At 63.7% G+C, this 25,068-nt stretch carries 26 protein-coding genes and 1 pseudogene; 13 read left to right on the top strand and 14 right to left on the bottom strand.

Annotated features, from left to right (window positions below):
• Window positions 1-224: 224 nt before the first annotated feature.
• A complete protein-coding gene (locus MKZ91_RS00495) occupies window positions 225-950 on the top strand; it encodes a class I SAM-dependent methyltransferase (RefSeq protein WP_336166905.1) in 726 nt (241 codons plus the stop codon).
• Between the two features lie 231 nt (window positions 951-1,181).
• Here MKZ91_RS00495 and MKZ91_RS00490 read toward each other — a convergent pair whose 3' ends face one another.
• Both MKZ91_RS00490 and MKZ91_RS00485 read right to left on the bottom strand, forming a co-directional pair.
• Window positions 1,182-2,450 carry an NAD(P)/FAD-dependent oxidoreductase gene (locus MKZ91_RS00490; protein WP_336166903.1) on the bottom strand — a complete coding sequence of 423 codons (1,269 nt, stop codon included), beginning with the start codon at window positions 2,448-2,450 and terminating at the stop codon, window positions 1,182-1,184.
• Between the two features lie 152 nt (window positions 2,451-2,602).
• The gene (locus tag MKZ91_RS00485) at window positions 2,603-2,917 is read right to left on the bottom strand and encodes a DUF1272 domain-containing protein (RefSeq protein ID WP_336166901.1); all 315 of its coding nucleotides are present in this window, start codon (window positions 2,915-2,917) and stop codon (window positions 2,603-2,605) included.
• Between the two features lie 71 nt (window positions 2,918-2,988).
• On the opposite strand from MKZ91_RS00485, the gene MKZ91_RS00480 reads away from it, so the two are divergent.
• The gene (locus tag MKZ91_RS00480) at window positions 2,989-3,999 is read left to right on the top strand and encodes a GlxA family transcriptional regulator (RefSeq protein WP_336166899.1); all 1,011 of its coding nucleotides are present in this window, start codon (window positions 2,989-2,991) and stop codon (window positions 3,997-3,999) included.
• 425 nt (window positions 4,000-4,424) lie between these two features.
• Here the strand turns inward: MKZ91_RS00480 and MKZ91_RS00475 are convergent, their stop codons facing one another.
• Window positions 4,425-4,889 (bottom strand): Lrp/AsnC family transcriptional regulator, encoded by a 465-nt coding sequence (locus MKZ91_RS00475; protein ID WP_336166897.1) that lies wholly within the window; start codon window positions 4,887-4,889, stop codon window positions 4,425-4,427.
• A gap of 189 nt (window positions 4,890-5,078) precedes the next feature.
• Here MKZ91_RS00475 and MKZ91_RS00470 point away from each other — a divergent pair.
• Window positions 5,079-5,798: pseudogene (locus MKZ91_RS00470) on the top strand (aspartate/glutamate racemase family protein).
• Between the two features lie 135 nt (window positions 5,799-5,933).
• Complete coding sequence (locus MKZ91_RS00465; RefSeq protein ID WP_336166895.1) at window positions 5,934-6,737, top strand: class I SAM-dependent methyltransferase; 804 nt, start codon at window positions 5,934-5,936, stop codon at window positions 6,735-6,737.
• 53 nt (window positions 6,738-6,790) lie between these two features.
• Here MKZ91_RS00465 and MKZ91_RS00460 read toward each other — a convergent pair whose 3' ends face one another.
• Window positions 6,791-7,159 carry an NIPSNAP family protein gene (locus tag MKZ91_RS00460; protein WP_336166893.1) on the bottom strand — a complete coding sequence of 123 codons (369 nt, stop codon included), beginning with the start codon at window positions 7,157-7,159 and terminating at the stop codon, window positions 6,791-6,793.
• Window positions 7,160-7,576 (bottom strand): glyoxalase/bleomycin resistance/dioxygenase family protein, encoded by a 417-nt coding sequence (locus MKZ91_RS00455; RefSeq protein ID WP_336166891.1) that lies wholly within the window; start codon window positions 7,574-7,576, stop codon window positions 7,160-7,162.
• A 156-nt stretch (window positions 7,577-7,732) separates the two neighbouring features.
• On the opposite strand from MKZ91_RS00455, the gene MKZ91_RS00450 reads away from it, so the two are divergent.
• The gene (locus MKZ91_RS00450; RefSeq protein ID WP_336166890.1) at window positions 7,733-8,209 is read left to right on the top strand and encodes a hypothetical protein; all 477 of its coding nucleotides are present in this window, start codon (window positions 7,733-7,735) and stop codon (window positions 8,207-8,209) included.
• Between the two features lie 13 nt (window positions 8,210-8,222).
• Here the strand turns inward: MKZ91_RS00450 and MKZ91_RS00445 are convergent, their stop codons facing one another.
• Both MKZ91_RS00445 and MKZ91_RS00440 read right to left on the bottom strand, forming a co-directional pair.
• Complete coding sequence (locus MKZ91_RS00445) at window positions 8,223-9,512, bottom strand: FAD-dependent oxidoreductase (RefSeq protein ID WP_336166889.1); 1,290 nt, start codon at window positions 9,510-9,512, stop codon at window positions 8,223-8,225.
• Window positions 9,513-9,958: 446 nt separating this feature from the next.
• Window positions 9,959-10,363, bottom strand: a complete 405-nt coding sequence (locus MKZ91_RS00440) for a winged helix-turn-helix transcriptional regulator (RefSeq protein WP_336166888.1) — start codon at window positions 10,361-10,363, stop codon at window positions 9,959-9,961.
• A gap of 202 nt (window positions 10,364-10,565) precedes the next feature.
• Here MKZ91_RS00440 and MKZ91_RS00435 point away from each other — a divergent pair, with 202 nt between their 5' ends.
• Entirely contained in the window at window positions 10,566-11,450 is an 885-nt protein-coding gene (locus MKZ91_RS00435; protein WP_336166886.1) for an SDR family oxidoreductase, read from the top strand.
• A 186-nt stretch (window positions 11,451-11,636) separates the two neighbouring features.
• On the top strand, window positions 11,637-12,020 hold the full coding sequence (locus tag MKZ91_RS00430; RefSeq protein ID WP_336166884.1) for a VOC family protein: 384 nt from the start codon (window positions 11,637-11,639) through the stop codon (window positions 12,018-12,020).
• A 100-nt stretch (window positions 12,021-12,120) separates the two neighbouring features.
• Here MKZ91_RS00430 and MKZ91_RS00425 read toward each other — a convergent pair whose 3' ends face one another.
• Genes MKZ91_RS00425 through MKZ91_RS00415 form a run of 3 tightly spaced genes read right to left on the bottom strand, consistent with a single transcriptional unit; the run spans window position 12,121 to window position 14,749 of the window.
• Complete coding sequence (locus MKZ91_RS00425; RefSeq protein WP_336166883.1) at window positions 12,121-13,335, bottom strand: multidrug effflux MFS transporter; 1,215 nt, start codon at window positions 13,333-13,335, stop codon at window positions 12,121-12,123.
• A complete protein-coding gene (locus MKZ91_RS00420; protein WP_336166881.1) occupies window positions 13,332-13,961 on the bottom strand; it encodes a histidine phosphatase family protein in 630 nt (209 codons plus the stop codon). Before MKZ91_RS00420 ends, MKZ91_RS00425 begins: the two co-directional genes overlap by 4 nt.
• A 35-nt stretch (window positions 13,962-13,996) precedes the next feature.
• Complete coding sequence (locus MKZ91_RS00415; RefSeq protein WP_336166880.1) at window positions 13,997-14,749, bottom strand: pyridoxine 5'-phosphate synthase; 753 nt, start codon at window positions 14,747-14,749, stop codon at window positions 13,997-13,999.
• A gap of 555 nt (window positions 14,750-15,304) precedes the next feature.
• Between MKZ91_RS00415 and MKZ91_RS00410 the strand changes: the two genes are divergently transcribed.
• From MKZ91_RS00410 to MKZ91_RS00400, 3 genes are all read left to right on the top strand, one after another.
• A complete protein-coding gene (locus MKZ91_RS00410) occupies window positions 15,305-16,417 on the top strand; it encodes a hypothetical protein (protein ID WP_336166879.1) in 1,113 nt (370 codons plus the stop codon).
• A gap of 383 nt (window positions 16,418-16,800) precedes the next feature.
• Window positions 16,801-17,478 carry a MerR family transcriptional regulator gene (locus MKZ91_RS00405; RefSeq protein WP_336166877.1) on the top strand — a complete coding sequence of 226 codons (678 nt, stop codon included), beginning with the start codon at window positions 16,801-16,803 and terminating at the stop codon, window positions 17,476-17,478.
• 259 nt (window positions 17,479-17,737) lie between these two features.
• Entirely contained in the window at window positions 17,738-18,412 is a 675-nt protein-coding gene (locus MKZ91_RS00400) for a hypothetical protein (RefSeq protein WP_336166875.1), read from the top strand.
• Window positions 18,413-18,462: 50 nt separating this feature from the next.
• On the opposite strand, the gene MKZ91_RS00395 is transcribed toward MKZ91_RS00400, so the two are convergent.
• Together MKZ91_RS00395 and MKZ91_RS00390 are read right to left on the bottom strand one after the other, a co-directional pair.
• Window positions 18,463-18,822, bottom strand: a complete 360-nt coding sequence (locus tag MKZ91_RS00395) for a VOC family protein (protein WP_336166873.1) — start codon at window positions 18,820-18,822, stop codon at window positions 18,463-18,465.
• Between the two features lie 122 nt (window positions 18,823-18,944).
• Window positions 18,945-20,072 carry an ATP-dependent DNA helicase gene (locus MKZ91_RS00390; RefSeq protein WP_336166870.1) on the bottom strand — a complete coding sequence of 376 codons (1,128 nt, stop codon included), beginning with the start codon at window positions 20,070-20,072 and terminating at the stop codon, window positions 18,945-18,947.
• Between the two features lie 431 nt (window positions 20,073-20,503).
• On the opposite strand from MKZ91_RS00390, the gene MKZ91_RS00385 reads away from it, so the two are divergent.
• Window positions 20,504-21,598, top strand: coding sequence for an AbrB family transcriptional regulator (locus MKZ91_RS00385; RefSeq protein ID WP_336166868.1), 1,095 nt, complete (start codon window positions 20,504-20,506; stop codon window positions 21,596-21,598).
• Window positions 21,599-22,084: 486 nt separating this feature from the next.
• On the opposite strand, the gene MKZ91_RS00380 is transcribed toward MKZ91_RS00385, so the two are convergent.
• Together MKZ91_RS00380 and MKZ91_RS00375 are read right to left on the bottom strand one after the other, a co-directional pair.
• Entirely contained in the window at window positions 22,085-22,972 is an 888-nt protein-coding gene (locus MKZ91_RS00380) for a LysR family transcriptional regulator (RefSeq protein ID WP_336166866.1), read from the bottom strand.
• Complete coding sequence (locus tag MKZ91_RS00375) at window positions 22,954-23,097, bottom strand: hypothetical protein (RefSeq protein WP_336166865.1); 144 nt, start codon at window positions 23,095-23,097, stop codon at window positions 22,954-22,956. The genes MKZ91_RS00380 and MKZ91_RS00375 overlap by 19 nt, the downstream gene beginning before the upstream one ends.
• 64 nt (window positions 23,098-23,161) lie before the next feature.
• On the opposite strand from MKZ91_RS00375, the gene MKZ91_RS00370 reads away from it, so the two are divergent.
• Complete coding sequence (locus MKZ91_RS00370; RefSeq protein ID WP_336166863.1) at window positions 23,162-23,899, top strand: 3-keto-5-aminohexanoate cleavage protein; 738 nt, start codon at window positions 23,162-23,164, stop codon at window positions 23,897-23,899.
• Window positions 23,900-24,026: 127 nt separating this feature from the next.
• The gene (locus tag MKZ91_RS00365) at window positions 24,027-25,010 is read left to right on the top strand and encodes a quinone oxidoreductase family protein (protein ID WP_336166861.1); all 984 of its coding nucleotides are present in this window, start codon (window positions 24,027-24,029) and stop codon (window positions 25,008-25,010) included.
• Window positions 25,011-25,068 lie beyond the last annotated feature (58 nt).

The following is a 25,068-nucleotide window of genomic DNA, read 5'->3' as shown; positions in this document are numbered from 1 at the left end:
ACCCCCAAAAAACGAAAACAAATCCTTGCACGTCAACCGCAACTTGACCTTGCGGGAACGCGCGCCTTATCAAATCAACGCGCTAGCGCCTTGAAGTGGCTGTGGTTTCGAGCAGGATCTCAACCGGAGTGCTGTTCCTGCGGTAACGGCAGCCGATGCCCACTCGCCCTATCGCGCGCGACAGGCCCGCCGCTTGCCGCCTATTGCTTTCAAAGGAGGCCGCCATGGCCCAGAACATCTATGACAAACCGGAATTCTTCGAGGGCTACAGCCAGCTCGGACGTTCCGTCCACGGCCTTGCCGGTGCTGCCGAATGGCCGGCGATTCGCGCCCTCCTGCCAAACCTTGATGGACAGCGTGTGGTTGATCTCGGTTGCGGCTTCGGCTGGTTTGCGCGCTATGCCCGCGACGCCGGTGCCGCCCATGTGCTCGGGCTCGATCTGTCGGAAAAGATGATCGCCCGCGCCAGGGCCGATACATCAGATCCGGCGATCGACTATCAGATCGCCGATCTCGACCAGTTGGAACTGCCTGCGGCAAGCTTCGACTTCGCCTATAGCTCGCTCGCCTTCCACTATGTCGAGGACTTCGCCCGGCTCGTCGGCACCATTCACCGGGCGCTCGTGCCCGGCGCCCATTTCGTCTTCACCATCGAGCACCCGATCTACATGGCCTCGCACAATCCCGGCTGGCGGATCACCGATGGCGAACGCACCTGGCCGGTTGACCACTATTCAGCCGAAGGCCCGCGCACGACGGACTGGCTCGCCAAGGGCGTGATCAAGCACCACCGCACCATCGGCACGACGCTGAACACGCTGATGGCAACAGGCTTCACGATCCGCCACGTCGAGGAATGGTGCCCGACGGAAGCGCAGATCGCCGAGGCCCCGGCGCTTGCAGAAGAAGTCGACCGCCCGATGATCCTGATCGTCAAGGTGCAGAGGTAGCTCAAGCGGCTCATGTACCAACTGGTGTTCACGCTGCCTAACAATCCATGAGTGAGCTTTTGGGGCAAGCGGGAACCCCAACCTCCGTCATCCTCGCCCTTGTGGCGGGGAAGTGAGCGACCCCACGTCCGTCGGGTCGAAAGGGCGTTTCGTTGCTGCCGTCGCTCTTGCTGATCAGAGTTTTGGATAACCGAGCTGACGGAAGCTCATGCATGCGCCGGCATGATCTACTCACCCCTTTTCCTTCAGCGTCTCCTTCTGGGTGATCAGCCGGGCGCTGTGCTGGCCGCTGAGATAAGTCCAGAACCAGCTCCAGGCGACAGCAAAGCGGCTGCGGGTGCCGATCAGGAAGTAGATGTGGGCGATGCCCCAGATCCACCAGGCAAGCGCGCCCTTGAGCTTGAAGCGGCCGAAATCGATGATGGCGGCGCGCCGGCCGATGGTGGCAAGGCTGCCCTGGTGGCGGTAGCGGAAGTCTTCGGGCGGCAGCTTACCGGCAAGCCGGGCGCGGATCACCTTGGCGACATAGGCGCCCTGCTGCTTGGCGGCGGGCGCTATGCCCGGCACCGGCTTGCCACCGTCATAGGTAACCGCAGCCGTGTCGCCGATGACAAAGACATCAGGGTGACCGGGCGCCGTCAGATCGGCGTTGACGACCGCCCGGCCGGCGCGGTCGGCGGTAATGTCGAGCCAGCTTGCGGCGGGCGACGCCTGCACGCCGGCCGCCCAGACGAGCGTGCGGCTGGCGACGAATTCATCGCCGATCATGACGCCCTCTTGCGTGCACGATGTCACCGGCGTGCCGGTGCGGACCTCGACGCCGAGGCGCTCGAGCTCCTTGACCGCATAGGCCGAGAGATCCTCGCTGAAGGCGGCAAGAATGCGTGGTCCCGCCTCCACCAGGATCACCCGCGCCTGCCGCGTGTCGATGCGGCGGAATTCGTCGGGAAGTGTCTGATGCGCCATTTCCGCGATGATGCCGGCAAGCTCCACGCCGGTCGGGCCGGCGCCGATGACGGTAAAGGTCAGGAGCGCATCGCGCGCGGCCGGATCGTCTTCCAGCTCGGCCTGCTCGAACGCGAGCAGCACCCGGCGGCGGATCGTCGTCGCATCTTCAAGTGTCTTCAGGCCGGGGGCAAACGGCTCCCATTCGTCATGGCCGAAATAGGCATGCGTGGCGCCCGTCGCCAGCACCAGCGTGTCATAGGTGATGCGGCTGCCGTCCTTCAGTGCCACGGTCTTGCCGGCCTCATCGACATCCGTCACCTCGCCAAGCAGCGTCGTCACCTCGGGCCGGTCGCGCCAGAGACTGCGGATCGGCCAGGCGATCTCAGAGGTCGCGATCAGCGTCGTTGCGACCTGGTAGAGCAAGGGCTGGAAGAGATGGTGATTGCGCCGGTCGATGAGGGTGATGCGAACCGGGGCGCCCGCCAGTTCCTTGACGAGCTGCAAGCCGCCGAAACCGCCGCCGACGACCACAACGTGATGCCTGTCCTGCATGCTTTTCTCCAGTCGGATCCCCAACTGGCCTTCCGTTTGGACATGTCACAACATTGGCGTTGTACCGGCCAAGAACAAGCGCAGGCACCTCATGCCTCCCTTGCAAAAAGTCAAGAACGGCCCGCCGGGGCGGCGGCAAGGCATGGTTTCCGTCAGCGTTCGCCGGGTGTGAGATGCCGGATACGCGCCACATGTGCCCGGATCTCTTCCGCGCTGAAGGGCGAATGGCGGCGCACATCGCTTGGCCGGTCAAAACCGAGACCCAGGCGCTTTTCCGGTCGCCACGATCGCATCGGCCGGATGGGTCGCGGTGCGAAGCCGCCGCCGCAGGTCGGGCAGACATTGTGAAGCACGGTTTCCACGCAACTGGCGCAATAGGTGCACTCATAGCTGCAGATGCGCGCATCCGCCGATTGGGGCGGCAGGTCACAGTCGCACAGTTCGCAATTGGGTCTGAGTTCAAGCATGGTCGGCTCCTGTGGGCTGCGAGAAAGCTGCGTCCTTGCTCCCACGAAAGGCCGATGGCATAAATGACAATATGCCCTCGTTTTACGCCAAAGCACCGAAACGTCCGCGAACCATCGCGATCGTGCTCTTCGACCGGACGAAACTGATCGACGTGACCGGCCCCTTGCAGGTCTTCAACGACGCCCGCTCGCTCGCGGGATCGCCGGCCTACGCCATCGCGCTCATCTCCGAGACCGGCGGCCCCGTCGTCACCGACACCGGCGTCGCGCTGGAAACACTTCCGTTCTCCCAGTGCATGTCTGCCCCGCCCGACACCCTGCTGGTTTCTGGCGGGCAAAGCGCGCTGCAGGCGGCGACATCCGGGGCGCTCCTGGACTTTCTCGCCGGCATGGCCGGACAATGCCGGCGGCTCGGCTCGATCTGCCTCGGCGCCTTCATCCTGGCCCGCGGCGGGCATCTCGATGGCCGGCGGGCAACCACCCATTGGGAAGATTGCGCGCAGTTGCGCGCGGAATTTCCGGCGATCGACGTCCGCGAGGATTCGATCTTCGAGGAGGATGGCGGCATCTGGACCTCGGCCGGCGTCACGGCCGGCATCGACATGGCGCTTGCCATGGTCGAAGAGGATCTCGGCCGCGACGAGGCGCTCAGGCTCGCCCGCTCGCTCGTGCTCTATGTCAAGCGGACCGGTGGCCAGCGCCAGTTCAGCGCCGCGCTCGATCAGCAGATCAGAAGCAGGGGCGACCGCTTCGACGCACTGGTCACGGCCATTCGCTCCAATCTTGCCGCGGACCTCTCCGTGCCTCGACTGGCGGACATGGCGCATATGAGCGAGCGAAATTTCTCCCGTCTCTTTACCGAGACGATGGGCGCAAGCCCGGCACAGTTCATCGAGGAGATGCGCGTCGATGCGGCCTGCGATGCCTTTCAGCGTGGCGACGTCTCGGTTTCCGGCGCACCTCTCCTCTTCGGTTTCGGCAATCCCGAGCGCATGCGCCGCGCCTTTCAACGGCGGAAAGGCATCTCGCCCTCTGACTATGAGGCCCGCTTTGGTCCCCGCCCGCCGATGACGACCAGCTGACGGGCGTCCGCCGCCTGGCGGAGCTGAACTCCCGGACAACTTTACTCCGGGCGATGGCGCAAGATGACCAAACACCTCGTCACCATCAACCACGCGAACCATAGGACAAGGGCACCAACTACGATACCGATCCCCCAGAAGATCGGTCCGCCCCGCATAACGACATAGGTGTACCCGCCGACAAAGGGCCGCAAGGCGACAGGCAGCGTCATGACGTCGGCCGCAGAAACCTTATAGAGTCTCCAGTGCAATACCCCGGAAACGGCAAGTGCGATTAAAAAACGAAACAATATCAATACCTCAGGCCCCGATGCACGCTATTGATGGGCACACACTGTTCAAACTTCCTTACGCCACCACTGCGGGGTGCCCTGCCGGACTGGAAGGTTCGATGAGGCAACGACAGACCTTGCGGCAGGCCCGCCTCACACCGCGTAATCGACCGGCACCGCCGTGCCGCTCTTCAGGATCTCCATCGAGATCGAGGCGGAGACGTCGAAAAGCTCGACCTTGCGCACGATCTGCTTGTAAACCACGTCGTAGTGCTCGACGCGCGGCAGCACGACCTTGACGATATAGTCGTAGTTGCCGGTCAGCCGGTGCGCCTCGACGATCTCGGGGATATCGCTGATCGCCCGGCGGAAGGTCTCGATCCACTCGTCGGAATGATGCGCGGTCTTGATCAGCGCAAAGACCGTGGTCGGCACGCCCATGCGCTCGCGGTCGAGCACGACGATGCGGCGGGCAATATAACCGGCCTCCTCCAGCCGCTGGATGCGGCGCGAGCAGGCCGAAAGCGAGAGGTTCACCCGCTCGGCCAGTTCGCCGACCGCCACGCTGCCATCCTGCTGCAGCAGCGCCAACAGCTTCCTGTCCCTATCGTCAAGCACGCCGATCCCTCCCACCCAACGTTATACTCACGCGAAACATTTGCACATTCTTCCATATTTGTACAAATCATTCGCGCCAAGCGCCGTTTTCGCCACCAACAAAGCGAACCATTCCGGGAGCCGAGGCTGCATAGTTCTTGCCATCGAACAACGGCCGCGGCGGACGCGGCAACAGCGGGCAGAAGAGGAATGGTTATGCGCAAGATCGGTCTTATCGGCGGCATGAGCTTTGAAAGCTCGGCAGTCTATTATCGCATGGTCAACGAGGCCGTTCGCGAACACCTCGGTGCGCTGCATTCGGCCGAGGTGCTGCTGCATTCCGTCGACTTCCAGTCGATCGTCGACCTGCAGAAGGCCGGCCGCTGGGAGGATGCCGCCAAGCGGCTTTCCGATGTCGCCCGCGGCCTCTAAGCCGCCGGCGCCGACTGCGTGCTGATCTGTACCAACACCATGCACCTGATAGCAGACGCCGTTCAGGCGGCCATCAACGTGCCCCTCATCAACATCATCGACGAGACCGCCGCGCGCCTCAAGGCCGCCGGCAGCCGCAAGCCGCTGCTGCTTGCCACCCGCTACACCATGGAGCACGGCTTTTATGCCGAGCGCATGAAGAGCCATGGCATCGACATCATGGTACCGGATGCCGACGGTCGCACGCTCGTCCACAACGTCATCTTCGACGAATTGTGCGCCGGCAAGGTCCTGCGCTCCTCCCGCCGGGCGCTGATCGACCTCATCGACAAGGCCGAGGCCGAAGGCGCCGACGCCGTCATCCTCGGCTGCACCGAGATCTGCCTGACCCTCGACCCGCGCGCGCTGCCGCTCAGGGGCTTCGATTCCACTGCGATCCACGCCGACGCTGCGGTCGAGTTTGCGCTGGAGGGGTGCAGCCTGGCACGGGCGGCGTAAGCCCCCGCTGTCCGTTACCCGAACCGGGCAATCCGCTGACAGTGGGGCGTTTCACGCGCATTGGACTGTCCTGACACCGGCGCTATAGTCTTGCGACCACGCGCATCACTCAGCCGATCGAGGTGTCAGGAAACAATGCCATCAACCTTCGTCGCCAAGGGTGCGCAGGCTTATGAGGCCAGCATGGGGCGCTGGAGCCGAAGGCTCGCCACGCCATTCCTCGATTTTTCGGGCGTGCCACCCCGCGGTCGCGTGCTGGACGCAGGATGCGGAACCGGCAGCCTGACGCTGGCGCTGGCCGCCCTCCCGCAACTCGAAGCGATCGAGGCGCTGGACTTCGAGCAATCCTTCGTGGAGGCCCTGCGCTCCCGCACCACCGATGCGAGGATCAGCGTTCGGCAGGGCGATGTCTGTGCCCTGCCCTACGAAGACTGGGTGTTCGACGGCGCCTATTCACTCCTGGTCCTGCATTTTGTGTCCGATGCAGACCGGGCCGTGCGCGAAATGCGACGCGTTCTGCGGCCGGGGGCGATCGGCGCGGCGGCGGTTTGGTCCCACGATGGCATGCCGAGCTGGCGCCTGTTCTGGGAAACGGTCCTCGCAGTTGAGCCGGAAGCGGCCGGCAATGGCGTGCCATCCGGCAGGCGGCCACTGACAGCGGACGGCGAGTTGCGTGAGGTTTTCGAGCGTGCCGGCTTCACGGGCGTGACCGAAACGATGCTGACGATCACCATGGATTACGCCAACTTCGACGACTTCTGGCGTCCGAAGGTCTACGGGCAAGGAACCTTCGCTGCCTTCTTTGACGCCTTGCCCCAGGCGCGGCGCGATCGCCTTTGCGACGCGTTGCGAGCGGCCTATCTGCGCGGCAGCCACGACGACGGTCCTCGTGGCTTTGCGAGCCTTGCCTGGGCGGTTCGCGGCACCAATGACGCTTGATGGGTTGCCTGCCTTGCTGACGGTGCGAACGACAGCGCAACGCCATCGGCAAGTCATTCCGTTCGCGAAAGCGGCCGCAGAAAGATGCGCTCGTAGCTGATGAATGGCGGATCGTTCGCATAACGCGCATTCGCCGCAATACCATCCGGATCCACGGCCACTTCACGGCGATAGCTGAGATAGGTCGCCTCATCCGGAAAGGTGAAGAGCGCAACGGCGATGTCGCCACCGCCATCTTCCGCCAGCCCCGGAAAGCTGGAAGCAACGCCTTCAGGCTTGTCACGCGGCAGAAAATAGCCGTGATGCACCCCGCCGTGGCGCTCGACGAGCGTCACCCAGGTTTGGGCATAGGCTTCGAACTCCGCCATGCGGTCTGGCTCGATCCGGTAGCGTATTTCGCAGGTAACGGGACCATTTCGCATTCAGCTCTTGTCTCCTTGCCACGCAGATCTCGGCCCGCGCAAGCCGATGCAATTGCCCCAGGGATCGCGGACCTGGCACATCCACAACCCCTCCTGGACCGCCATCGGCCCGCGATAGAGCAAGGCACCGAGCGCTTCGAAATGCGCAAGCGATCGATCGAGGTCCTCGACCGACCAGTAGACAACCGAACCTGCCGCACCGCTTGCCACCTTTGCGTCGGCGCGCACGATTTCGAGATCGACCGTACCGACCTTGAGATAGGCAAAATCGAATTCCTCGAGCCGCACACGCTCGCCCGAGGGGAAAGCGCGCGCGTACCAGGCAAGCCCCGCTTCCACATCCGCGACATGCACCAGAATTGCCGTCACGCCGTTGGTCATCTCACGCTCCACGTTTCCCGCTGGCAACCCTGCCATCGGCAACCTCCTTACAGGATTCGCCTGATGTTCCGGCCGAAAACCGCCCCTGGCCGGCACGGCTCAAAACAACTCGCACCTGTCTTGAAAATTGCACAATTTCCCCTCATGCGTGTACGACAAGTCAGCTCGTCATCGCCTTCCAGGAATCGACCCATGCAATTGCCGCATCGCATGCTTGCCAACGTCATGTCCCTTTGCCTTTGCGCGCCGTTGCTTGCCGCCTGCGGCCCGACCTACGACACCGATGATCCGGATTATGCCTATTTCGCCGGCCTGTTCGATGCTGCGCGAAAGGCGGAGCAGGTGGCAGACATGGAGCGCCTCAACGGCGGCGACTGGAAGACGGCCTGCATCTTCGGTGGCTATGTGCATCCGATCGAAGAAATGGAGAAGCTCGGCGCGACCGTTGCCGAAACCGACCGTCAACGCATGCAGGATGCGAAGGACAGTGGTTTCAGGCTGTTCGAAGTCGAGGAATTCGAGATGATGGTTGCCTATATCGACCAGGCCAACAGGGCGCATTTCATCCACTTCGAAGGCGGCATCGGCTCGGATGGGCAACACTACCAGAGCTGCGTCACCCGGCCGGAAACCAGGATTACCCTGGACGGCTCCGCAACCACGGGATGAGATTGGCTATCCCTCATGCCGGTTCTTCGGCGTCTGCCGTCAGAGCCCCGCTCGGCTGAGACCGGCCGCAGACACGCACCGCGTGCCAGTCGCATTCGGCAAGGCCCGCCGAAGCAAAGGGATCGACGAGCGTGCCCGAGACGATCGAGGCGAGCAGCGCCTGCATCGGCGGCATGCGCGCGACCGTTGCGACCAGCCGGTCGCGCAGCCAGGCAAGGACTGCCGAGTCCGACTGATAGAAGGGCGTGAAGATGAGCGACAGAAGCTGGAAGAGCTGGACGTGGCTGCGTCGCGCCCTTGCATAGGCGACGAGCGCCGCATCGAGATCCGCGGCCGTGTCCAGCGCATGTGCCAGCGCTGCCGCGTCGATGAGCGCCATGTTCGCCCCCTGCCCGAGCTGCGGGCTGGTCGAATGGGCGGCGTCGCCGATAAAGGCGATGCGGCCTGAAACCGGCGGACGCATCGTGCGGTGCGCGTAGCGCGCCAGCGCCAGTTGCTCCCAGTCGTCGATTTGCGCGAGCAGCGGTCCGCATTCCGGCCAATAGTCGAGGAGCACGCCCTTCCAGCGGCCAAGCCCCGCCCGGCGCACCTCGTCGGCATCGGCCGTCTTGAGGCTCCAGAAGAAGGCGACGCGATCTTTTTCGCCCGCCCTCGCCTTGCCGGCCGGCAGGATGCCGATCATCACCTTGGCCCGGTCGTAGCGCTGCACCAGGGCATTGCCGTCATGCGGCACGCCATCACTGTCGAGCGTCGCCCAGAAGGCGCCATAGGCCAGTTCGCGCGTCTTTGGCGCCACGGCAGAGCCGGCGGAGAGGGCTGACCGCGCCCCGCTGGCATCGATCACCAGGTCGTAGGCGCCCGCCTCATGCCCCTCGGCATCGTAAAGCACGGCCTTGCCACCCGCCATTGCGACAGTGGAAAGCGTAACGCCGGTGCGAATGGGCAAGCCCGCCGCGACCACGGCGTCATGGAGCGTGTTGAACAGCGCCGCCCGCTGCACCCCGAGACCGAAACGACCGCCGGCAAGCGCATCGTAGCGTACGTCAAGCACCGTGCGGCCGGATCTGGCATCGGCGCCATAGAGCCGGTCGATCCGGCTGCCGAGCGCAAGCATCGGCTGCAACAGGCCAAGGGTGCTCAGCACCGAAAGGCCGGTCGGCTGCAGCATCAGCCCGGAACCAACCGGCGAAGCCTCATCGAAGCGCTCGAGGATCTCCACCCGATGGCCCCGCGGTGACAGCATCAGCGCCACCGCCAAGCCCGCCGGACCGGCGCCTGCTATGCCTATATTGAGTGTTTTCATGGCCCCTCGACATGGCGCGCAATCGACGCACCGGCTTATCGTATGTTGGCAAACTATAGGGAAAATCAAAGTGCTAGGGCAAGCTTCAGGCACCGGGACATGGCGTCGCGTAGGAGGCGCTTACGTGGCGTGATGTAAATGTCCTAGCGGTACACGACCGCCCCTCATCCGCCTGTCAGCACCTTCTCCCCGCAAGCGGGGCGAAGGAACGTCGCGGCTCCCGCTCGCCAAAGCCTGACCCCAATCACCATGTGCTTTGATCTGAAAGGGTGCCACGGCCAGCGAGAGAGTGGCGGACCTCGTCCCCTCTCCCCGCCCGCGGCGAGAGAGTTAGTCCTCGGGTTGAACCCGAGGAGAGCGGTAAACCACGACCAGTCGAGCGTGCACCACACGACCGAGTAGCCGAACAGGTACACGGCCACCTCCGAAGAGATCCGTGGGCGGTGTTACGCCTCCGCGTCGTAAACCTCGCGCGCCGCCCGAATGGCCTGGTGGTTTTCCACCGACCAGTCGACGAAATGCTTGAGCAGGCCGAGCAGCGAACGGCCAAGCTCGGTGAGGCTGTATTCCACGCTTGGCGGCTGCGTCGGAAAGACAGTGCGGTGGAGGTAGCCATCGCGCTGGAGGTCGCGCAGCGTCTGGGTCAGCATGCGCTGGGAAATGTCCGGGATCAGGCGGCGAAGCTGCGAGAAGCGCAACGGGCCGTCGGCGAGCGACAGGATCATCAGCGAGTTCCACTTGCCGCCGATATTGTCCATGACGTCGCGCACCGGGCAATTCTCCATATCCATGGGAATGCCGCAGACCATTGCGACGCGCTTGCCCTTCACCTCACCGGTCAGCTTGTTCATCGTCGGTACCCTTTTTGTAACCTCAGCAGAAAAAACTGCCTCCTTTACAGCCCTATAGCGATTACGAGATAAGAGCAAGTCTCAAAAAGAGACCATGTGCCGACGCATCTCCCAGGCGGGCGCAGCAAGGGCGGGATGAGGAAAGGTGCAGCCGACGTCCGGCTGTCCCCCTGATCTCCATCAGAGAGGAAAAGGAAAAGACATGTCCGATACATTGCTCGTCACCGGCGCCACCGGAAAGCTCGGCCAGCTCGTGCTCGATGCGCTGCTTGCCTCCGGCGTCCAACCCGCACGGATCATTGCCACCAGCCGCGACACCGCCAAGCTCTCCAACTATACGGACAAGGGCGTTCAGGCGCGCGTCGCCGACTTCGACGTCCCGGCCTCGCTCGACACCGCCTTTGCCGGCGCCGACCGGATCCTGATCATCTCCACCGACGCGCTAGATCAGCCGGGCAAGCGCCTGAAGCAGCATCTCGCCGCCGTCGCGGCAGCCAAGAAGGCCGCGCCCAAGCACATCCTCTACACCTCGATGCCGAACCCCGAGACCTCGGTCATTCCCTTTGCGCCTGACCACCTCGGCACGGAGAACGCCATCAAGGCCACGGGCATCCCCTACACCATCCTGCGCAACGGCTGGTACATGGAGAACCTGTTCATGGCGCTGCCGCATGCACTTCAGACCGGCCAATGGTATTCCGCCTCGGGCGAAGGCCGCCTCGCCCACATCGCCCGCATCGATGCCGCCAAGGCTGCCGCAGCGGCGCTTGCCTCCGATACGAACGAAAGCCGTACCTACACGCTGACCGGCGGCGAACAGCGCTCGACCGACGAGATCGCAAGCCTGGTCGAAAAGGCAACCGGCAAGCCGCTCGAAGTGGTGCACATTTCCGACGAGGCCCTTGCCGGCGGCCTGAAGGGCGCCGGCCTTCCCGACTTCCTGATCCCGATCGTCGTCTCGTTCGACGCCAACACCCGCGGGGGCCACATCAACCTGGTGACCAACGATGTGACGGCGTTGACGGGTGCGGCACCGGTGAAGCTCGGCACCTTCCTGGAAGCGAGCAAGTCGGCCCTGCTCGGCTGATTGAAGGCGGCCGCGGGCCCGGCCGTTGCGCCGGGCTCGCGGCAGCAAATGGAGGCGACGTCGACGGCGCCACGCGCAGCTGCGCGCGCCTTGGGGATTGGTGTTCGCCACAATTTTGTTCTTGTTTTGTTCTTAATTATGCGCTATGCGTTCTTCTGGTTATACCACCGGAAAAGGGGAACATGAATGAGCGCTTATGTGACCGTGGGTGCCTTGGATTGCACCCTGTCGAATGCCTTCTACGACGCGGTGCTTGCGACAATCGGATGGAGCAAGCACGTAGAGTTTCCAGACTGGCGCGCCTATTCCGAAGGCGGAGCGGGCAAAGGTTTCGTCCTGTGGGTCTGCAAGCCTTTCGACGGCGAACCGGCCAGCGCCGGAAATGGTTCCATGGTCGGGTTCATGGTTGGATCCCATGCCGAAGTGGATGCCTTCCACGGTGCCGCCATGGCCAATGGCGGGACGGACGAAGGCGCTCCCGGCCCGCGCCCGCATTATGGGCCCGACTGGTATGCCGCCTATATGCGCGACCCCTCGGGAAACAAGATTTCGGTTGTCTGCAACGGCTAGCGTTGCGCACAGTCGAAGGTTCGAAACCGGGAAAATCGGGCATCTCTGGTCAGGCGTCGGAAAAACCTCTGCGTCCCGTCGATAAGAGCTTTGCCACCGGCTACCGCACCGCCTCTATTGGCGTGGCATCGGCCCGCAGTGCAATCTGCGAGAGAACCAGCGCGCTGACGCCGGCAATGAAGAAGCCGGCCGACAGGTTGAGCGTCGTTCCATCATAAAAGGCGCCCATGGCGACCGCAAACAGGGTGGCGGCAAGGCTTGAGCCGGAGGCGATCAACGACGCGCCGAGACCGGCCACCTGCCCAAGCGAGCGCATGGCCATGGCGTTGAGGTTGCCGAAGAGCACGCCGATGGCAAAGAAGGCGGCAAAGCCGAGGACCATCAAGAGGGTCAGCGGCGGCCGCCCGTCAAACGCGATCGATGCCAGGAGCATGGCGAGACCGGCCGCCGCCAGCCCGACAAAGCCATGGCGCGCCATCGCCTCCGCGCCGAAGCGCTGGACCAGCTTGGCATTGAGAAACGAGGCAAGGCCGATGCCGGCCGCCAGCATGGCAAAATACAAGGGGAAGGTCTGGCCGATGCCATAGGCATCGAAGAAGAGATCAGCGGCGGTGCTGAGATAGAGCAGCTGGGCGCCGAACACGAGGCCGGTCGCAACGATCAACAGCACCACGCGCCGGTTTGAAAGCACGCGCCGCCCGTTCAGAAAGAGAAGCCGCGGGCGAAAGGCAATGCGCTTGTCCAAGGGCAAGGTTTCCGGTTGCCGCAGCACCAGCCACAGCCCGAGAAGGCCCGCCACCGCGAGATAGACCGCAAAGACGCTGCGCCAGCCGCCGACGGCGATGACCCCCTGTGCCAGGCTCGGCGCCAGCATCGGCACGAGAATGAACAGCGTGAACATGAAGGACATGACGCGGGCCATCGCATCGCCCTCGAACTGGTCGCGGATCATCGCCCGCGTCGCGATCTTCGGCCCCGAGACCCCCACCCCCTGCAGGAAGCGGCCGAGGATCACCAACTCGAGCGAGCCGGCGAGCATGGCGATCACCGTTCCGATCCCGTAGACGCCAAGGCCGAGAACCAGCGCCCTCTTTCTGCCCATCGCGTCGGAGAGCGGCCCGAGCAAAAGCTCGCCAAAGGCCATGCCGAAGATGAAGAGCGAAATGACATGCTGGGTCGACAGCGGCGGTGTCACGCCGACATCGGCGCCGATCTGGCGCAGGCCCGGCAACAATGCGTCGATGCTGATGGAGGTGAGTGAGGTTAGAAGCGCGTAGAGAACGATGCGCTCACGAAAACTGATGTCAGGTCTCATGGATCAAGGGTCAGGTGGGAGATGTCTGAAAGACCGACGACGGCCCTGTTTTTGAAGAAGTCGTCCTGGCTGAGATGCGTGATGCTGCCGGGTTTCGCCGGGAAGCTCAAGAAACCCGTTGCCTCGATCGGAACCTTCATCCAGGCGGCAATCACCAGCGTCAGCGTGAAGCCGTGGGTCACGATGATCTGCGTCTTGCAGGCGCGCGCGACGATCGCCTCGACACAAGGGAAAACGCGCATGGCGACATCACGACGGGTCTCTGCGCCCTCGATGCCACAAGCATGGTCCAGCCGATCGTGGTCCGGCGCCGGGACATAGCGGGCGTCGAGCCAGGCCTGCGGCCTGCCGCCGGCAACGCCGTAGCTGATCTCGCGCAGGGCTGCGGTCTCGATCACCGGCCGCGATAGCTGGCTGGCGATGATATCAGCCGTCTGCGCGGCGCGTTTGAGATCCGAGCTGTGGATCTCCACGTCGCGCCCGCTAACCAGGACCGCCAGCCGTTCAGCCGTCGCCTGAGCATCCCGCCTGCCGCGGGCCGTCAGGCCCGTGTCGTACCAGCCGCCGACCTTGCCTTCCAGGTGATGGACGGCTTCCGCATGGGTAACGACGAAGAGGTCCTGCATGGTGTCGCTCGGGCGTGGCAGAGGCGAAACGCGCCTCAAACCTCCTGCCCGCAGGCGCGGCGGAAGCGGCGCACGGTCTCGGCCATGCCGTATTCCAGCGCATCCGCCGTCAGCCCGTGGCCGATCGACACTTCGGCGAGATCGGGAATGTGCTTTGCGAGCAGCGGCAGGTTGGCAACCGTCAGGTCGTGGCCGGCATTGACCTCGAGGCCGAGCTCAACGGCGATCGCCGCCGTGCGGCCAAGCTCTCCGGCGATCTTCTCGGCCTTTGCCGGGTCGTCAAAGCAGCCGCCATAGGGGCCGGTATAGAGCTCGATGCGATCGGCGCCGGTTTCCTTGGCGATCAGCAGCGCTTCCCTGTCCTCGTCGCCATCGGCAAAGAGCGACACGCGAAAACCCTTCTTCTTCAACCGGCCGACGACATTGCCGAGCAGATTGTGGTTCTTGCGAAAATCCCAGCCATGGTCGGAGGTCGCCTGCGCCGGATCATCGGGCACCAGCGTCACCTGCTCCGGCCGGTGCATTTCCACCAGGCCGAGGAACTCATCGTTCGGATAGCCTTCCATGTTGAATTCCGTCTCCGGAAACGCCCCGTCGATCAGGTCGCGGATCGGCTGCAGGTCGCTGAAGCGGACATGGCGCTGGTCGGGACGCGGGTGCACGGTAAGCCCGGCCGCCCCCGCCTCGAGCGCAATGCGCCCGAGCGCCGTGACGGAGGGCCAGGGCAGATCGCGGCGGTTGCGCAGCATTGCGACGGCATTCAGATTGACGGACAGTTTTGCAGGCATGTCTGAACTTTCCAGGGCGGGCCCCAAAGACGGGCAATGTGGATGCAATGTTCTAGGGCGCCGTGCGTTCATTCGAACGCACAAAGGACGCCCTAGCACTTTGATACTAGAGCATCTTTCTGCCCTCAAGTGATACCACTCGAAGGCAGGATGCTCTAGCGCAATATTGCCAAAACCAAAAACGGTTTGAGGTCGATTATGCAGCAATTCCAAGGATGTCGAGCGGGAGCGATGCGGCGATTGCGCGCGGTTCGTTTGCCCGCCTTGCCTTGACCAAATCTTGACAATCGGCCCCTCTAATATGCGAGACAACTCAAGCAGGAATGGCAGCGCAACCGCCGCGCGCCACCCGGTGATGGCCCGCCGCTACGATCTGTCACAGGGGAAAGGACGCAATCTTTACGTTTATTTCAGGAAAAACTCAAACTTGGCGTCCACTACACCTGACAACCACCATAATTGGGCTTAACTTTCCGAATCAGATCGAATGGCATGAGCCCGCGCCACGATCGCTTTCATAGAATCTCAGTTCACATGACCTTGGAGCAAACACCGATGACGACGGTCGAAAGACCCTGCGACGAGACGATACGACGGACCCTCCGTCGCGTCATCGAGAGCAAGTCTTTCGCGCGGTCCGAGCGTCTCAGAGCCTTCCTCGCCTATGTCGTCGAGAAGGAGATGGCCGGCGAAGGCCATCAGCTCAAGGGTTACTCGATCGCCATCGACGTCTTCGAGCGGCCGCAGGCCTTCAACGCCGACAGCGATCCGCTGGTGCGCGTGCATGCCGGCAAGCTGCGCAAGCTGCTCAAGGCATTCTACGAGGGCGACGGCGCCGAGGACGAATGGCGCATAGCCATTCCCAAGGGTACTTATGTTCCGGAGTACCGCCGCGTGCTTGCGGAAGAGAGCCTGCCGACGGCCGGATCGGCCCGCCAGCCGAAGCCTGCCAAGCGCCGCTTTGCCGGCCACCGGCCCGCATGGCCGCCTGCCCCCTTGTCCTCGCCGCTCTCGGTGCTGACGGTCCTGCCATTGCTGCTCTTTGCACCAATGCCGTCGCAGGAAATGACGCTGGATCTCGATGCGCAGGCAAAGCTCTTCAACGCGCGCCACGCAACCGAACGGGTGTTGCCCTCGGTCAACGTGACCATCGCCGGCACCGACACTGAGGACGCCAAGGCCTTCGCCACCGCACTTCGGCTGGCCGCGCAGCGTCACAAGACGCTGGCCCGTGCCACCGATGGCGACACCGGCCGGCCGGTCTCGCGCAATTCGGCCCTGTCGTTTACCGTGCAGGTCACCTGGTACGACGCGCCGGCACCGGGCATCCGTGTCACGCTCTCGCACGATGGCGAGAATGTGCCGCTGCGCCAGGACTTCATCACCCGGCAGCGGCTTGAGAGCGAGCCGGACCTGTTGTTTGAAAGCATGTCGCTCGCCTCGGAACTGTTTTCGCTCGACGGCGAAATCTACGAGCATGCCCGCGAAGAGCAGATCGAAAGCCCGCTGATGGGCTGCATGGCCGCGACCCAGCGCTATCGCAAGCAGCTCACCCGCGACACCTTCGAGAGCGCCTGGTCCTGCCAGCAGAAACTGTCGCCTTTGCGCGGCGACGAACCGCTCTTTATCCTCAGCGCCAACAGCCCTCTCAAGGTCATCGGCCACTGAAAAGCGGGCGCGCCACCGGTGCGCGTACCCGCAGCCACCCTGCAATATTAAAGACTAGTCATATATGCGATTCGCGTATACGGTTGCACGCATGCGTTGGGAATGGATGCCTGGTTGCTCGTCAGGCAAGCATCTTTGGTCCTCAGTAAACCGCGCGTCCCGCGCGGGATGCCCCAGCCGAGCAGCAGGCATGGTCGTTCACGGTCGACGAGTGCCTCACCGCGCGGACTTGTCTGCGCGCCTTTGAGTGTGCCCGGCGATCGCTCCTTCCGGACGTGGAATGCACTCGCCTTGGGTCGGTCTCGATTCAAGTTCAATATGCGCAAAATCAAAGTTGCAGACCGCGCCGGACGGGCGCGCAACTGTAGACGGGGACAATCGATATGCCGCGAGACCATTGGAAATACGAGGGCGTGCTGGCTACCTCGGACCGCGCCGGCTTTCTGCCCAACCTGCCGCTTCCCCACCACGATCCCTCAACCCCGCTTGCCATTGCCGACATGGCCGACGCTTTCGGCGTTACCCACCGCACCTTGCACTTCTACGAGGAAAAGGGCCTGCTGACGGCAGCCCGCATGGGGCCGATGCGGGTCTATGGCGAGGAACACATCCGTCGCATGGCCGTGATCAACGCCTGCCGCGAAATCGACATGCCGATTGCCGCCATCCTGGAACTCTTGACCAGCCTTGCCGGCACGGAAGACCAGGCGGACGCCGACCGGCTGTTTCGCGAAGCGCTCTTGGCACGGCGCCGGGAGCTTGCCGCCCAGCAGGCGAACCTGCGCCGCCAGATGCAGCGCATCACCGAACTGCTCGAGGCAAGTGACGGTGGTGATGCACTTGGCGACGAGGATGGCCATGTCCACCTGTCGCCGATCGAAAGCGAGTGCCTCACCTTCATGGCCGAAGGCTATCCCGCCTCGCGCATCGCCGGCGTGATGGAGATGGATGTGGCAGCGGCGCTCACCCTTGAAGCCGGCATCATCCGCAAGTTCGGTGCCAGCAACCGCTTCCAGGCAATCGCCAAGGCCGTGCTATCAGGCATGATCACAGCGGAGTAACAGGGCGGCCCGGCACGCGCCGGGCTGGCTCTTGCCCCCGATCCCCTGCCCGTCACGCACAAGACGCCGTGGTCTCTCCAGATCGTTGGAGCCACCGACGGCATCGGTGGTTTGCGCGCAATTCGCGCCGGACCGCCGATCATGCTATGTCTTCGTCGCCACGCCCGTGCTACGAGGCGGCAAATCAAAGTGCGACGGCGCCCTTGGTGCGCCCTCAAGGTCGCATGGCGCTCAAGCACAATACGGATGAGATACCCCGATGCTTCCCTGGATAGAGCTAGACCGCGCAACCATCCCCGGCGACGGTGACGAACTGCGCCTGAAGCAGCGCGGCCAGGAATTTTCGATCATGCTCGGCTCGACCGAACTGATGAACAGCCGGCTGAGCGGCTCTGAAGAGGCCTTGGCGACGCTCGCCTATGAGCGCATCGCCGGCGCCAGGAACATCAGCATGCTGATCGGTGGCCTCGGCATGGGCTTTACCTTGCGCGCCGCCCTTGGCGTCGTGCCCGCGGATGCCCGGGTGGTCGTCGCCGAGCTCGTGCCCGCCGTCGTCGACTGGGCGCGCGGGCCGATGGCGGACCTGCACAAGGGCACGCTCGACGATCCCCGCGTCGATATCCATGTCGGCGATGTCGGCGCGCTGATCCGCTCGAAGAAGGCGGCCTATGACGCCATCCTGCTTGACGTCGACAATGGCCCCGACGGCCTGACCCGCCCCTCCAATGACAGCCTCTACAACCATGCCGGCCTTCGTTCCGCCCAGGCGGCGCTGCGGCCCGGCGGCGTGCTCGCCGTCTGGTCATCGGCACCCGACAGCGCGTTTACGCGACGTTTGCGCGAAATCGGCTTTGCCACCGACGAGGTGAAGGTGCGCGCCAACGGCAAGCGCGGCGGTGCCCGTCACGTGCTGTGGATGGCGACAAGAAGGTAGAGCTCAGTTTTGCGGCCTGCCCTTTTTGCCGGCTCCCGGTGCCGCAACCGTCAGCCCTTTTTGAACGCTCGGCTCGAGACCGAGATCGGGTTGCCCGACGGATCCTTGGCGTTGGCAAATTGGTAGCCATCGGCCTGGTGGACGGGTCCGAACGCCAGATCTGAGGCAGCGCAGTTTGCACGGAAGGCTTCGACGTCGCTGATGTCGAAGACAAGCTTGACCAGCGACTGGCCGCGTTTCTGTCCCTTGGACGCCGGATGGATCATCAGGCTGACGCCGCCATCTGCCGGGATCAGCTCGACGATGCGGTCGCCCACGTTCCGCGATGCCCGAAAGCCGAAATGCCGCTCATAGAAGCGTATGGTCGCCTCGACGTCGTGGGCATAGAGGATGACCCTGCTGATCGGCACCTTCCGCACTCTCCCCTGGGTTCGCTTCGCCTATTGAGCCGGTTTCAGGCCAAGAACGTGCGGCCACACAGCGTGTTGCTGCAACCGTTGCGTGCCCAATGGGACGCGCGGGCGGCGGCACGTCAGCGCACGATCGTCAGCCGTTCTGCCGCCCGAGTGATGGCGGTATAGAGCCAGCGCTCGCGGGTGTCGCGGAAGGCCCAGCTTTCATCAAACAGCACCACATTGTTCCACTGCGAGCCCTGCGCCTTGTGCACCGTCAGCGCATAGCCGTAGTCGAACTCGTCGTAGCGCTTGCGCGTCTGCCAGGGGATCTCGCCCTCGACATCCTCGAAGGCCGCCTTGAGCAGCTTGATCTTGGCCGCGCCGCGATCCATGTCGTCGTCCTCAGGGCGGATCATCAGGTTGATGCCCGGCTTCACCGTCTCTTTCGACGAACTCATCACCTGCCACAGCGAACCGTTGAGCAGGCCCTTGGCCGGGTCGTTCCTGAGGCACACGAGCTTGTCGCCGGATTGCGGATACTCGCTGGTGAAGCCTTTCAGTTCACGCAGACGCTGGTTGTAGCGACGGCGGGTCTTGTTGGTGCCGACCAGCACCTGGTCGGCCTCCAGCACCAGCTCCTGGTTCACCTGCCCGCGACCGATCACATGCGTGGTGCCGTAGTCGCCATGCATGATCTCCTTGCCCTCGCGCACCTGCATGGCGAGCTGGATGATCGGATTGTCACGCGCCTGGCGATGGATGTCGGTCAGCAGGTAATCCGGCTCCTGGTTGGTAAAGTAGCCGCCACCCGAGACCGGCGGCAGCTGGCCGGGATCGCCAAGCACCAGGATCGGCGTGCCGAAGCTCATCAGGTCCTTGCCGAGCGCCTCGTCGACCATCGAGCATTCGTCGACGATGATCAGAGCCGCTTTCGCCACCGGGCTCTGGCGGTTGATCGAAAACATCGGCGCGATCGAGGTCTTGCCGGTTTCCTCGTCGGAAACCTCCTCTTCGCCGCGCGGGCGGTAGATCAGCGAGTGGATGGTCTTGGCGTTGCTCGCCCCCTTGGAGCGCAGCACCTGCGCGGCCTTGCCGGTGAAGGCGGCAAACAGTACATCGCCGTCCACATGCTCGGCAAAATAGCGAGCAAGCGTCGTCTTGCCGGTACCGGCATAGCCGAACAGCCGGAAGAGCGGCGAGCGACCCTCTTTCAGCCATTGCGAAACGGCCTTCAGGGCCTCGTCCTGTTGCGGTGCGAACTGCATGGGGCTGAGTGTCAGGATTCGGGCGGCGCACGCAAGCCCGGATTTGCGGGCACGCCGGCGCCCGTGCGGCGCGCAGTTGCGCGAGAAGGCGAAATTTCCACACCAAATCAGAGCATTGAGCCAAGGCGGCCAGCAGCAGGCCGCTGCCTGTGTTCAGCGATTTGTTCACGTTTTTTTCTCATGAAACGGCATCACAGGCACAGAAGCGGCGCAAGTTCGCCTGCGGCAGGGCCGCAAGCAGCGTCAGCATCCAGAAATCCGCTAGCCGATCGTGTGGCGCTTTCTGGCCCTGCCCCTTGAATGCGACGCCGGATTGTTGCTAACGAGCGGGACGCGACGGCGCCTCGATCTCCTCACGGCGAAGACCGTCGCTCTCTCCCGACCCGGCGTGCCGGCAATTGCCGACACCCTTTCGGGGCCATGCCCGGAGAATGCCCGTGAAGACCGACAAGCCCGAAGCCGCGCCCACTCCGGACAAGGTCGGCATGGGAAGGCTGGCACCGTGGCTGCAATGGTCTATGCTGACGGCGGTTTCCGTCGTCTTCGCCGCCATCTTCGAATTCATTGGCCTGCCCGCCGGCCTCTTGATGGGGCCGATGGTTGCGGCGGTGCTGGTCGGCATGAACGGCGGCTCGATCCGCCTGCCCCGCCAGCTTTTCTTCTGCGTGCAGTTCATCCTGGCGATGATGATTGCCGGTGCCATGACCCCCGGCATGCTTTCCACCTTCTCCGGCAACTGGCCGCTGTTTCTTGCCGTCATTCTCTCGGTCATCGCCGTCAGCACCTTCTGCGGCTGGGTGATCACACGCATGCGCATCCTGCCCGGCACCACGGCGATCTGGGGTTCGTCAGCCGGCGCTGCCTCCACCATGCTGTTGATGGCCGACGCCTATGGCGCCGATGCCCGTCTCGTTGCCTTCATGCAGTATCTGCGCGTCATCTTCGTTGCCAGCACCGCAACGGTCGTGGCGCACATGTGGGTCACCGGGGCCGAGGCCGAGCAGAGCACGCACTGGTTCGCCCCGATCGATGGCCTTCTCTTCCTGGAGACCATCGCCGTCGGGCTTTGCGCCGCCCTTGCCGGCCGCTTCCTGCGCGTGCCCGCCGGCGCCTTCCTGTTGCCCTTCCTCGTCGGCGCCATGCTCAATGTCACCGGCGTCATGACCACGGTACTGCCGCAATGGCTGCTGGCACTCTGTTTCGCGGCTCTCGGCTGGAACATCGGCCTTGGCTTCACCCGCCAGATTCTCATCCACGCGCGGCGCGCGCTGGTGCCGACGATCGTCTCGATCATCGTGCTGATCTCCTTTTCCGGGCTGCTGGCGCTGCTCCTGATCAAGGTCGTCGGCATCGATCCGCTGACCGCCTATCTTGCCACCAGCCCCGGCGGGCTCGATTCGATCGCCGTCATCGCGGCGTCGAGCAATGTCGATCTCTCCTTCGTCATGGCGCTGCAGACCGCTCGCCTGCTGATCATCACCATGATCGGCCCGTCGCTCGCCCGCTTCGTCGCCGATCGGGCCTGAGACCGGGCAACATGCCCGTTTGAACGCAAGGAGATGCCAGCAGCAAGGGAAGCCGCCGGACGCATGTCCGCGGCCAGCCGGCTGCAGCGGCCATGCCCGATTATGTGCCTGGGAGCTTTCGCCGCGCCGCTGGCGGGCTCTGCGGTTGTTCCATCACCGCCTCAACGGAATATCTGGCCAGCAGTTGATGGGCCATGGCAAGCCCGCTACGGCTGTTCGGATCAGTCTGGTTTTCCCGACACCATTGCTCGTGCTGTTGCCGAATGACGTCCAGATCAGAGGTTGTGAACAACTTCTGCATTTTCACACCACCCTTACCGTTGAAAAAGTAATATTATCACAACCCAAGGATACGAGCGCCCGTCAAAACGACGGGGTTTCGCATTTTACCAACGACGCGTTGGCCTTCTTTGCACTGAAGCAGGCTCTTGATCCGACGGGCCACCTCTCGACGCAGCCCCGGATGTTCTGGCGAAATGGGTCGTATCAGGTGGCCGCGGGCAGCACCCGGAAGCCTGCCAACGCCGTGATCACCGCCTCCTTGACCAGCCGAACCCGCCGCAGTTCCGCAGATTGCCCGTGCACGAGCAGCCAGAGATCCGATGTCAGCGGCGGCACTTGCTCGAGCAGAGGAACGAACCCGGCCGCCTCGGCGGCAAAGTCCGGCAGTACCGCAAGACCGAGACCGCTTTTCACCGCCGCCATCTGCCCGCCGAAGGAGGAAAAGCGCATTGCCGGGCGTAGGCCGGGGCACAGCGCATCGAGCCATGTCACCATGACCAGGTAGCTCAGATCCTCACTCCAGCCGATCAGCCGATGATGGTGAAGATCGGCGGCACTTTCCGGCATGCCGTGGCGAGCGACGTAATCAGGCGCGGCATAGAGACCGAAGCGCGTAGAGCCAAGCCTGCGCTGACGATAATTGCCCTGTTGCGGCCGTACCAGCCGCACGACGATATCGGCCTCTTCACCGACAAGCCTTACCGGACGCACGCTCGAGTGCATTTCGAGACGAATTTCAGGATGGTTTTCAAGGAAGCCCGCGAGCCCCGGCAGCAGAACCTGCTGCCCGAGCAGTTCCGGCACGTCGACGCGCACCGGACCGGCCAGATCGCTGTCCTTTTCCAGTGCCGCACGCTCGAACACGCGCATCTGGGCTTCGGCCCGTTCGGCCGGCGCCAGCAACTCCTCACCGGCGGGCGTCAGGTCATAGCCGTCGCGGTGCGCACGAAAGAGCTTGACCTGCAAGGCCGCCTCCAGCGCCTCGATCCGCCGGGACACGGTGGATGGGCTGACGCCGAGCCGGCCGGAAGCGGCACTGAGCGAGCGCGCGTTGGCAACAGCCAGAAAGAACTTCAGATCGTTCCAGTCCATTTTTCGCTTTCCATTTCTGGAATACCGGATTGCGGAAAGGTTTCTCGACAGCCGGGCAAAAGCAAGACAATTTTGCCCATGCCCGGCAAGACGAAGCCATGATGCCAATGGTTGATCCGGGCCATAATTGTCTTCTTTTTTCACCTTGGGAGCGCCGATCGAATGGCGTGGAAAGCGAGGGTTGTCCCGATGATCATTCAAGCCTGCATCAACGGCGCGCGGCCGTTGGACTTCCACCCGCTCCTTCCTGTGACGATCGATGTGATGGCGCGCGATTGTGCGGCCGTGGTCGCCGCCGGCGCTGCGGAGCTGCACGTGCATCCCCGCGGCCCGGACGGGAAGGAAAGTCTTACCGCCGTAGACTTTACCGTAGCCGCGATCCGGCGCGCCTGCCCCGGAACCCTGGTCGGCGTCTCGACCGGCGCCTGGATCGAGGGCGACCCGGACAGAACACGAAAGGCCATCGGCGAGTGGCGTGTGCTGCCGGACTATGCGTCCGTGAACCTTTCGGAAAGCGATGCGCCTGCCGTCATGCGATTGCTGCATGACAAAGGCGTCGGCATCGAAGCGGGACTGGCTTCCCGCGCCGATGCGCAACGGTTCGTCAGCCTCAACGACCATGACCGCGTGCTTCGCGTACTGATCGAGCTCGACCACGAACAGGGCTTCCCGCTGGCCCGCGATACTTACGACGGAATTGCCGACGTCCTGAGGCGCGCCGATGTCAGGCGCCCCATTCTCCTGCATGGTTTGGACGGCACCGTCTGGCCATTTGTCGAACTGGCGCGCGAACAGCTCTACTCGACGCGCGTCGGCCTTGAGGACGGAAAACACCTGCCCGATGGCACGATCGCGCGCGACAATGCCGCACTCGTCGCGGCGGCCGTCGAGATCTTCCGCCGCCCGACCGGCGCAGCGCCGCAATGACCCGAGTATCAACTCAGCCCTGTCCGTCAATGGCTTTCCGTTTTTAGAAAACGAGATGCCGCAAGGCATCGCTGTCTTGCCAAAAGACCAGACCAATCGCGCCCATCAGCGAGAAAGAGAAAACACGATGACGACCGAGATCCAGGCCTTTCGATTTTCCGAGTTCGGCACATCCGACGTGCTTGATTTCGAAAGCCTACCCCTTCCCGGCCCGGCCCCGGGAGAGATCCAGATCCGCCATCTCGCGATTGGCATCAACTACATCGACATCTATCACCGCAGCGGTGTCGCGCCCGTCAGCTTGCCAAGTGGCGTCGGCGTCGAAGCTGTTGGCATCGTCACTGCGCTCGGTGAGGGCGTCACGGGCTTTGCCGTCGGCGAACGCGTCGCCTATGTCGGCGGCCCGCCCGGTGCCTATGCCACGCACCGCAACCTGCCCGCAGCCCGAGCGCTGGCATTGCCGGAGGAACTGGACAGCCGGGAAGTCGCGGCCCTCGTCTTCAAGGGGCTGACCGTCGAGTATCTGATCCACCGCTGCTTTCAGCTAAAGCGCGGCGACACCGTGCTCTTCCACGCGGCCGCCGGCGGCGTCGGTTCGATCGCCTGCCAATGGCTCGCCGCCATCGGCGCAACGGTCATCGGCACGGTCAGCTCCCCCGCCAAGGCCGAGATCGCCAGGTCAAACGGCTGCCATCACACCATCGTTTACACGGAAAAGGCCTTCCAGGCTGAGGTCGCCGAGATCACCGGCGGCAGGGGTGTCGATGTCGTCTATGATTCCGTCGGCGCCGAAACCTTCGAAAGGTCGCTCGACTGCCTGCGCCCGCGCGGCACGCTCGTCTCCTTCGGCGCCGCCTCCGGACCGGTGCCGCCGCTGGACGTCTCCTCGCTCGCGGCGAAGGGCTCGCTCTATGTGACCCGACCCTCGATCGCGCACTACACCGCAGATCGCAAGGAGTACGAAACGGCGGCGCAAAATTTGTTCACGGCGATTTCGGCGCGTGTAGTGCGCGCTTCCGGCATCACCACCTACCCGCTTTCCGAAGCCCGCAGGGCACACCAGGATCTCGAGGCCCGCCGCACGACCGGCTCCGTCGTTCTGCTGCCCTGAAGGAATGAGCCCGAGCAAGCGATTGTCTCTGCGCCGAACCGCCGCGAACTGTTGCGGG

Source organism: Ensifer sp. MJa1, assembly GCF_037026475.1.
In the GTDB taxonomy this organism is placed as follows: Bacteria; Pseudomonadota; Alphaproteobacteria; order Rhizobiales; family Rhizobiaceae; genus Ensifer.
Note: the sequence above shows the minus strand (reverse complement) of the source record. Positions and strands in the feature narration are given on the sequence as shown.

Coding starts and splice junctions, on each gene's coding strand:
- MKZ91_RS00495 (WP_336166905.1), top strand. CDS start 225: ATGGCCCAGAACATCTATGACAAACCGGAATTCTTCGAGGGCTACAGC.
- MKZ91_RS00490 (WP_336166903.1), bottom strand. CDS start 2,450: ATGCAGGACAGGCATCACGTTGTGGTCGTCGGCGGCGGTTTCGGCGGC.
- MKZ91_RS00485 (WP_336166901.1), bottom strand. CDS start 2,917: ATGCTTGAACTCAGACCCAATTGCGAACTGTGCGACTGTGACCTGCCG.
- MKZ91_RS00480 (WP_336166899.1), top strand. CDS start 2,989: ATGCCCTCGTTTTACGCCAAAGCACCGAAACGTCCGCGAACCATCGCG.
- MKZ91_RS00465 (WP_336166895.1), top strand. CDS start 5,934: ATGCCATCAACCTTCGTCGCCAAGGGTGCGCAGGCTTATGAGGCCAGC.
- MKZ91_RS00460 (WP_336166893.1), bottom strand. CDS start 7,159: ATGCGAAATGGTCCCGTTACCTGCGAAATACGCTACCGGATCGAGCCA.
- MKZ91_RS00455 (WP_336166891.1), bottom strand. CDS start 7,576: ATGGCAGGGTTGCCAGCGGGAAACGTGGAGCGTGAGATGACCAACGGC.
- MKZ91_RS00450 (WP_336166890.1), top strand. CDS start 7,733: ATGCAATTGCCGCATCGCATGCTTGCCAACGTCATGTCCCTTTGCCTT.
- MKZ91_RS00445 (WP_336166889.1), bottom strand. CDS start 9,512: ATGAAAACACTCAATATAGGCATAGCAGGCGCCGGTCCGGCGGGCTTG.
- MKZ91_RS00440 (WP_336166888.1), bottom strand. CDS start 10,363: ATGAACAAGCTGACCGGTGAGGTGAAGGGCAAGCGCGTCGCAATGGTC.
- MKZ91_RS00435 (WP_336166886.1), top strand. CDS start 10,566: ATGTCCGATACATTGCTCGTCACCGGCGCCACCGGAAAGCTCGGCCAG.
- MKZ91_RS00430 (WP_336166884.1), top strand. CDS start 11,637: ATGAGCGCTTATGTGACCGTGGGTGCCTTGGATTGCACCCTGTCGAAT.
- MKZ91_RS00425 (WP_336166883.1), bottom strand. CDS start 13,335: ATGAGACCTGACATCAGTTTTCGTGAGCGCATCGTTCTCTACGCGCTT.
- MKZ91_RS00420 (WP_336166881.1), bottom strand. CDS start 13,961: ATGCAGGACCTCTTCGTCGTTACCCATGCGGAAGCCGTCCATCACCTG.
- MKZ91_RS00415 (WP_336166880.1), bottom strand. CDS start 14,749: ATGCCTGCAAAACTGTCCGTCAATCTGAATGCCGTCGCAATGCTGCGC.
- MKZ91_RS00410 (WP_336166879.1), top strand. CDS start 15,305: ATGACGACGGTCGAAAGACCCTGCGACGAGACGATACGACGGACCCTC.
- MKZ91_RS00405 (WP_336166877.1), top strand. CDS start 16,801: ATGCCGCGAGACCATTGGAAATACGAGGGCGTGCTGGCTACCTCGGAC.
- MKZ91_RS00400 (WP_336166875.1), top strand. CDS start 17,738: ATGCTTCCCTGGATAGAGCTAGACCGCGCAACCATCCCCGGCGACGGT.
- MKZ91_RS00390 (WP_336166870.1), bottom strand. CDS start 20,072: ATGCAGTTCGCACCGCAACAGGACGAGGCCCTGAAGGCCGTTTCGCAA.
- MKZ91_RS00385 (WP_336166868.1), top strand. CDS start 20,504: ATGCCCGTGAAGACCGACAAGCCCGAAGCCGCGCCCACTCCGGACAAG.
- MKZ91_RS00380 (WP_336166866.1), bottom strand. CDS start 22,972: ATGGACTGGAACGATCTGAAGTTCTTTCTGGCTGTTGCCAACGCGCGC.
- MKZ91_RS00375 (WP_336166865.1), bottom strand. CDS start 23,097: ATGGCCCGGATCAACCATTGGCATCATGGCTTCGTCTTGCCGGGCATG.
- MKZ91_RS00370 (WP_336166863.1), top strand. CDS start 23,162: ATGATCATTCAAGCCTGCATCAACGGCGCGCGGCCGTTGGACTTCCAC.
- MKZ91_RS00365 (WP_336166861.1), top strand. CDS start 24,027: ATGACGACCGAGATCCAGGCCTTTCGATTTTCCGAGTTCGGCACATCC.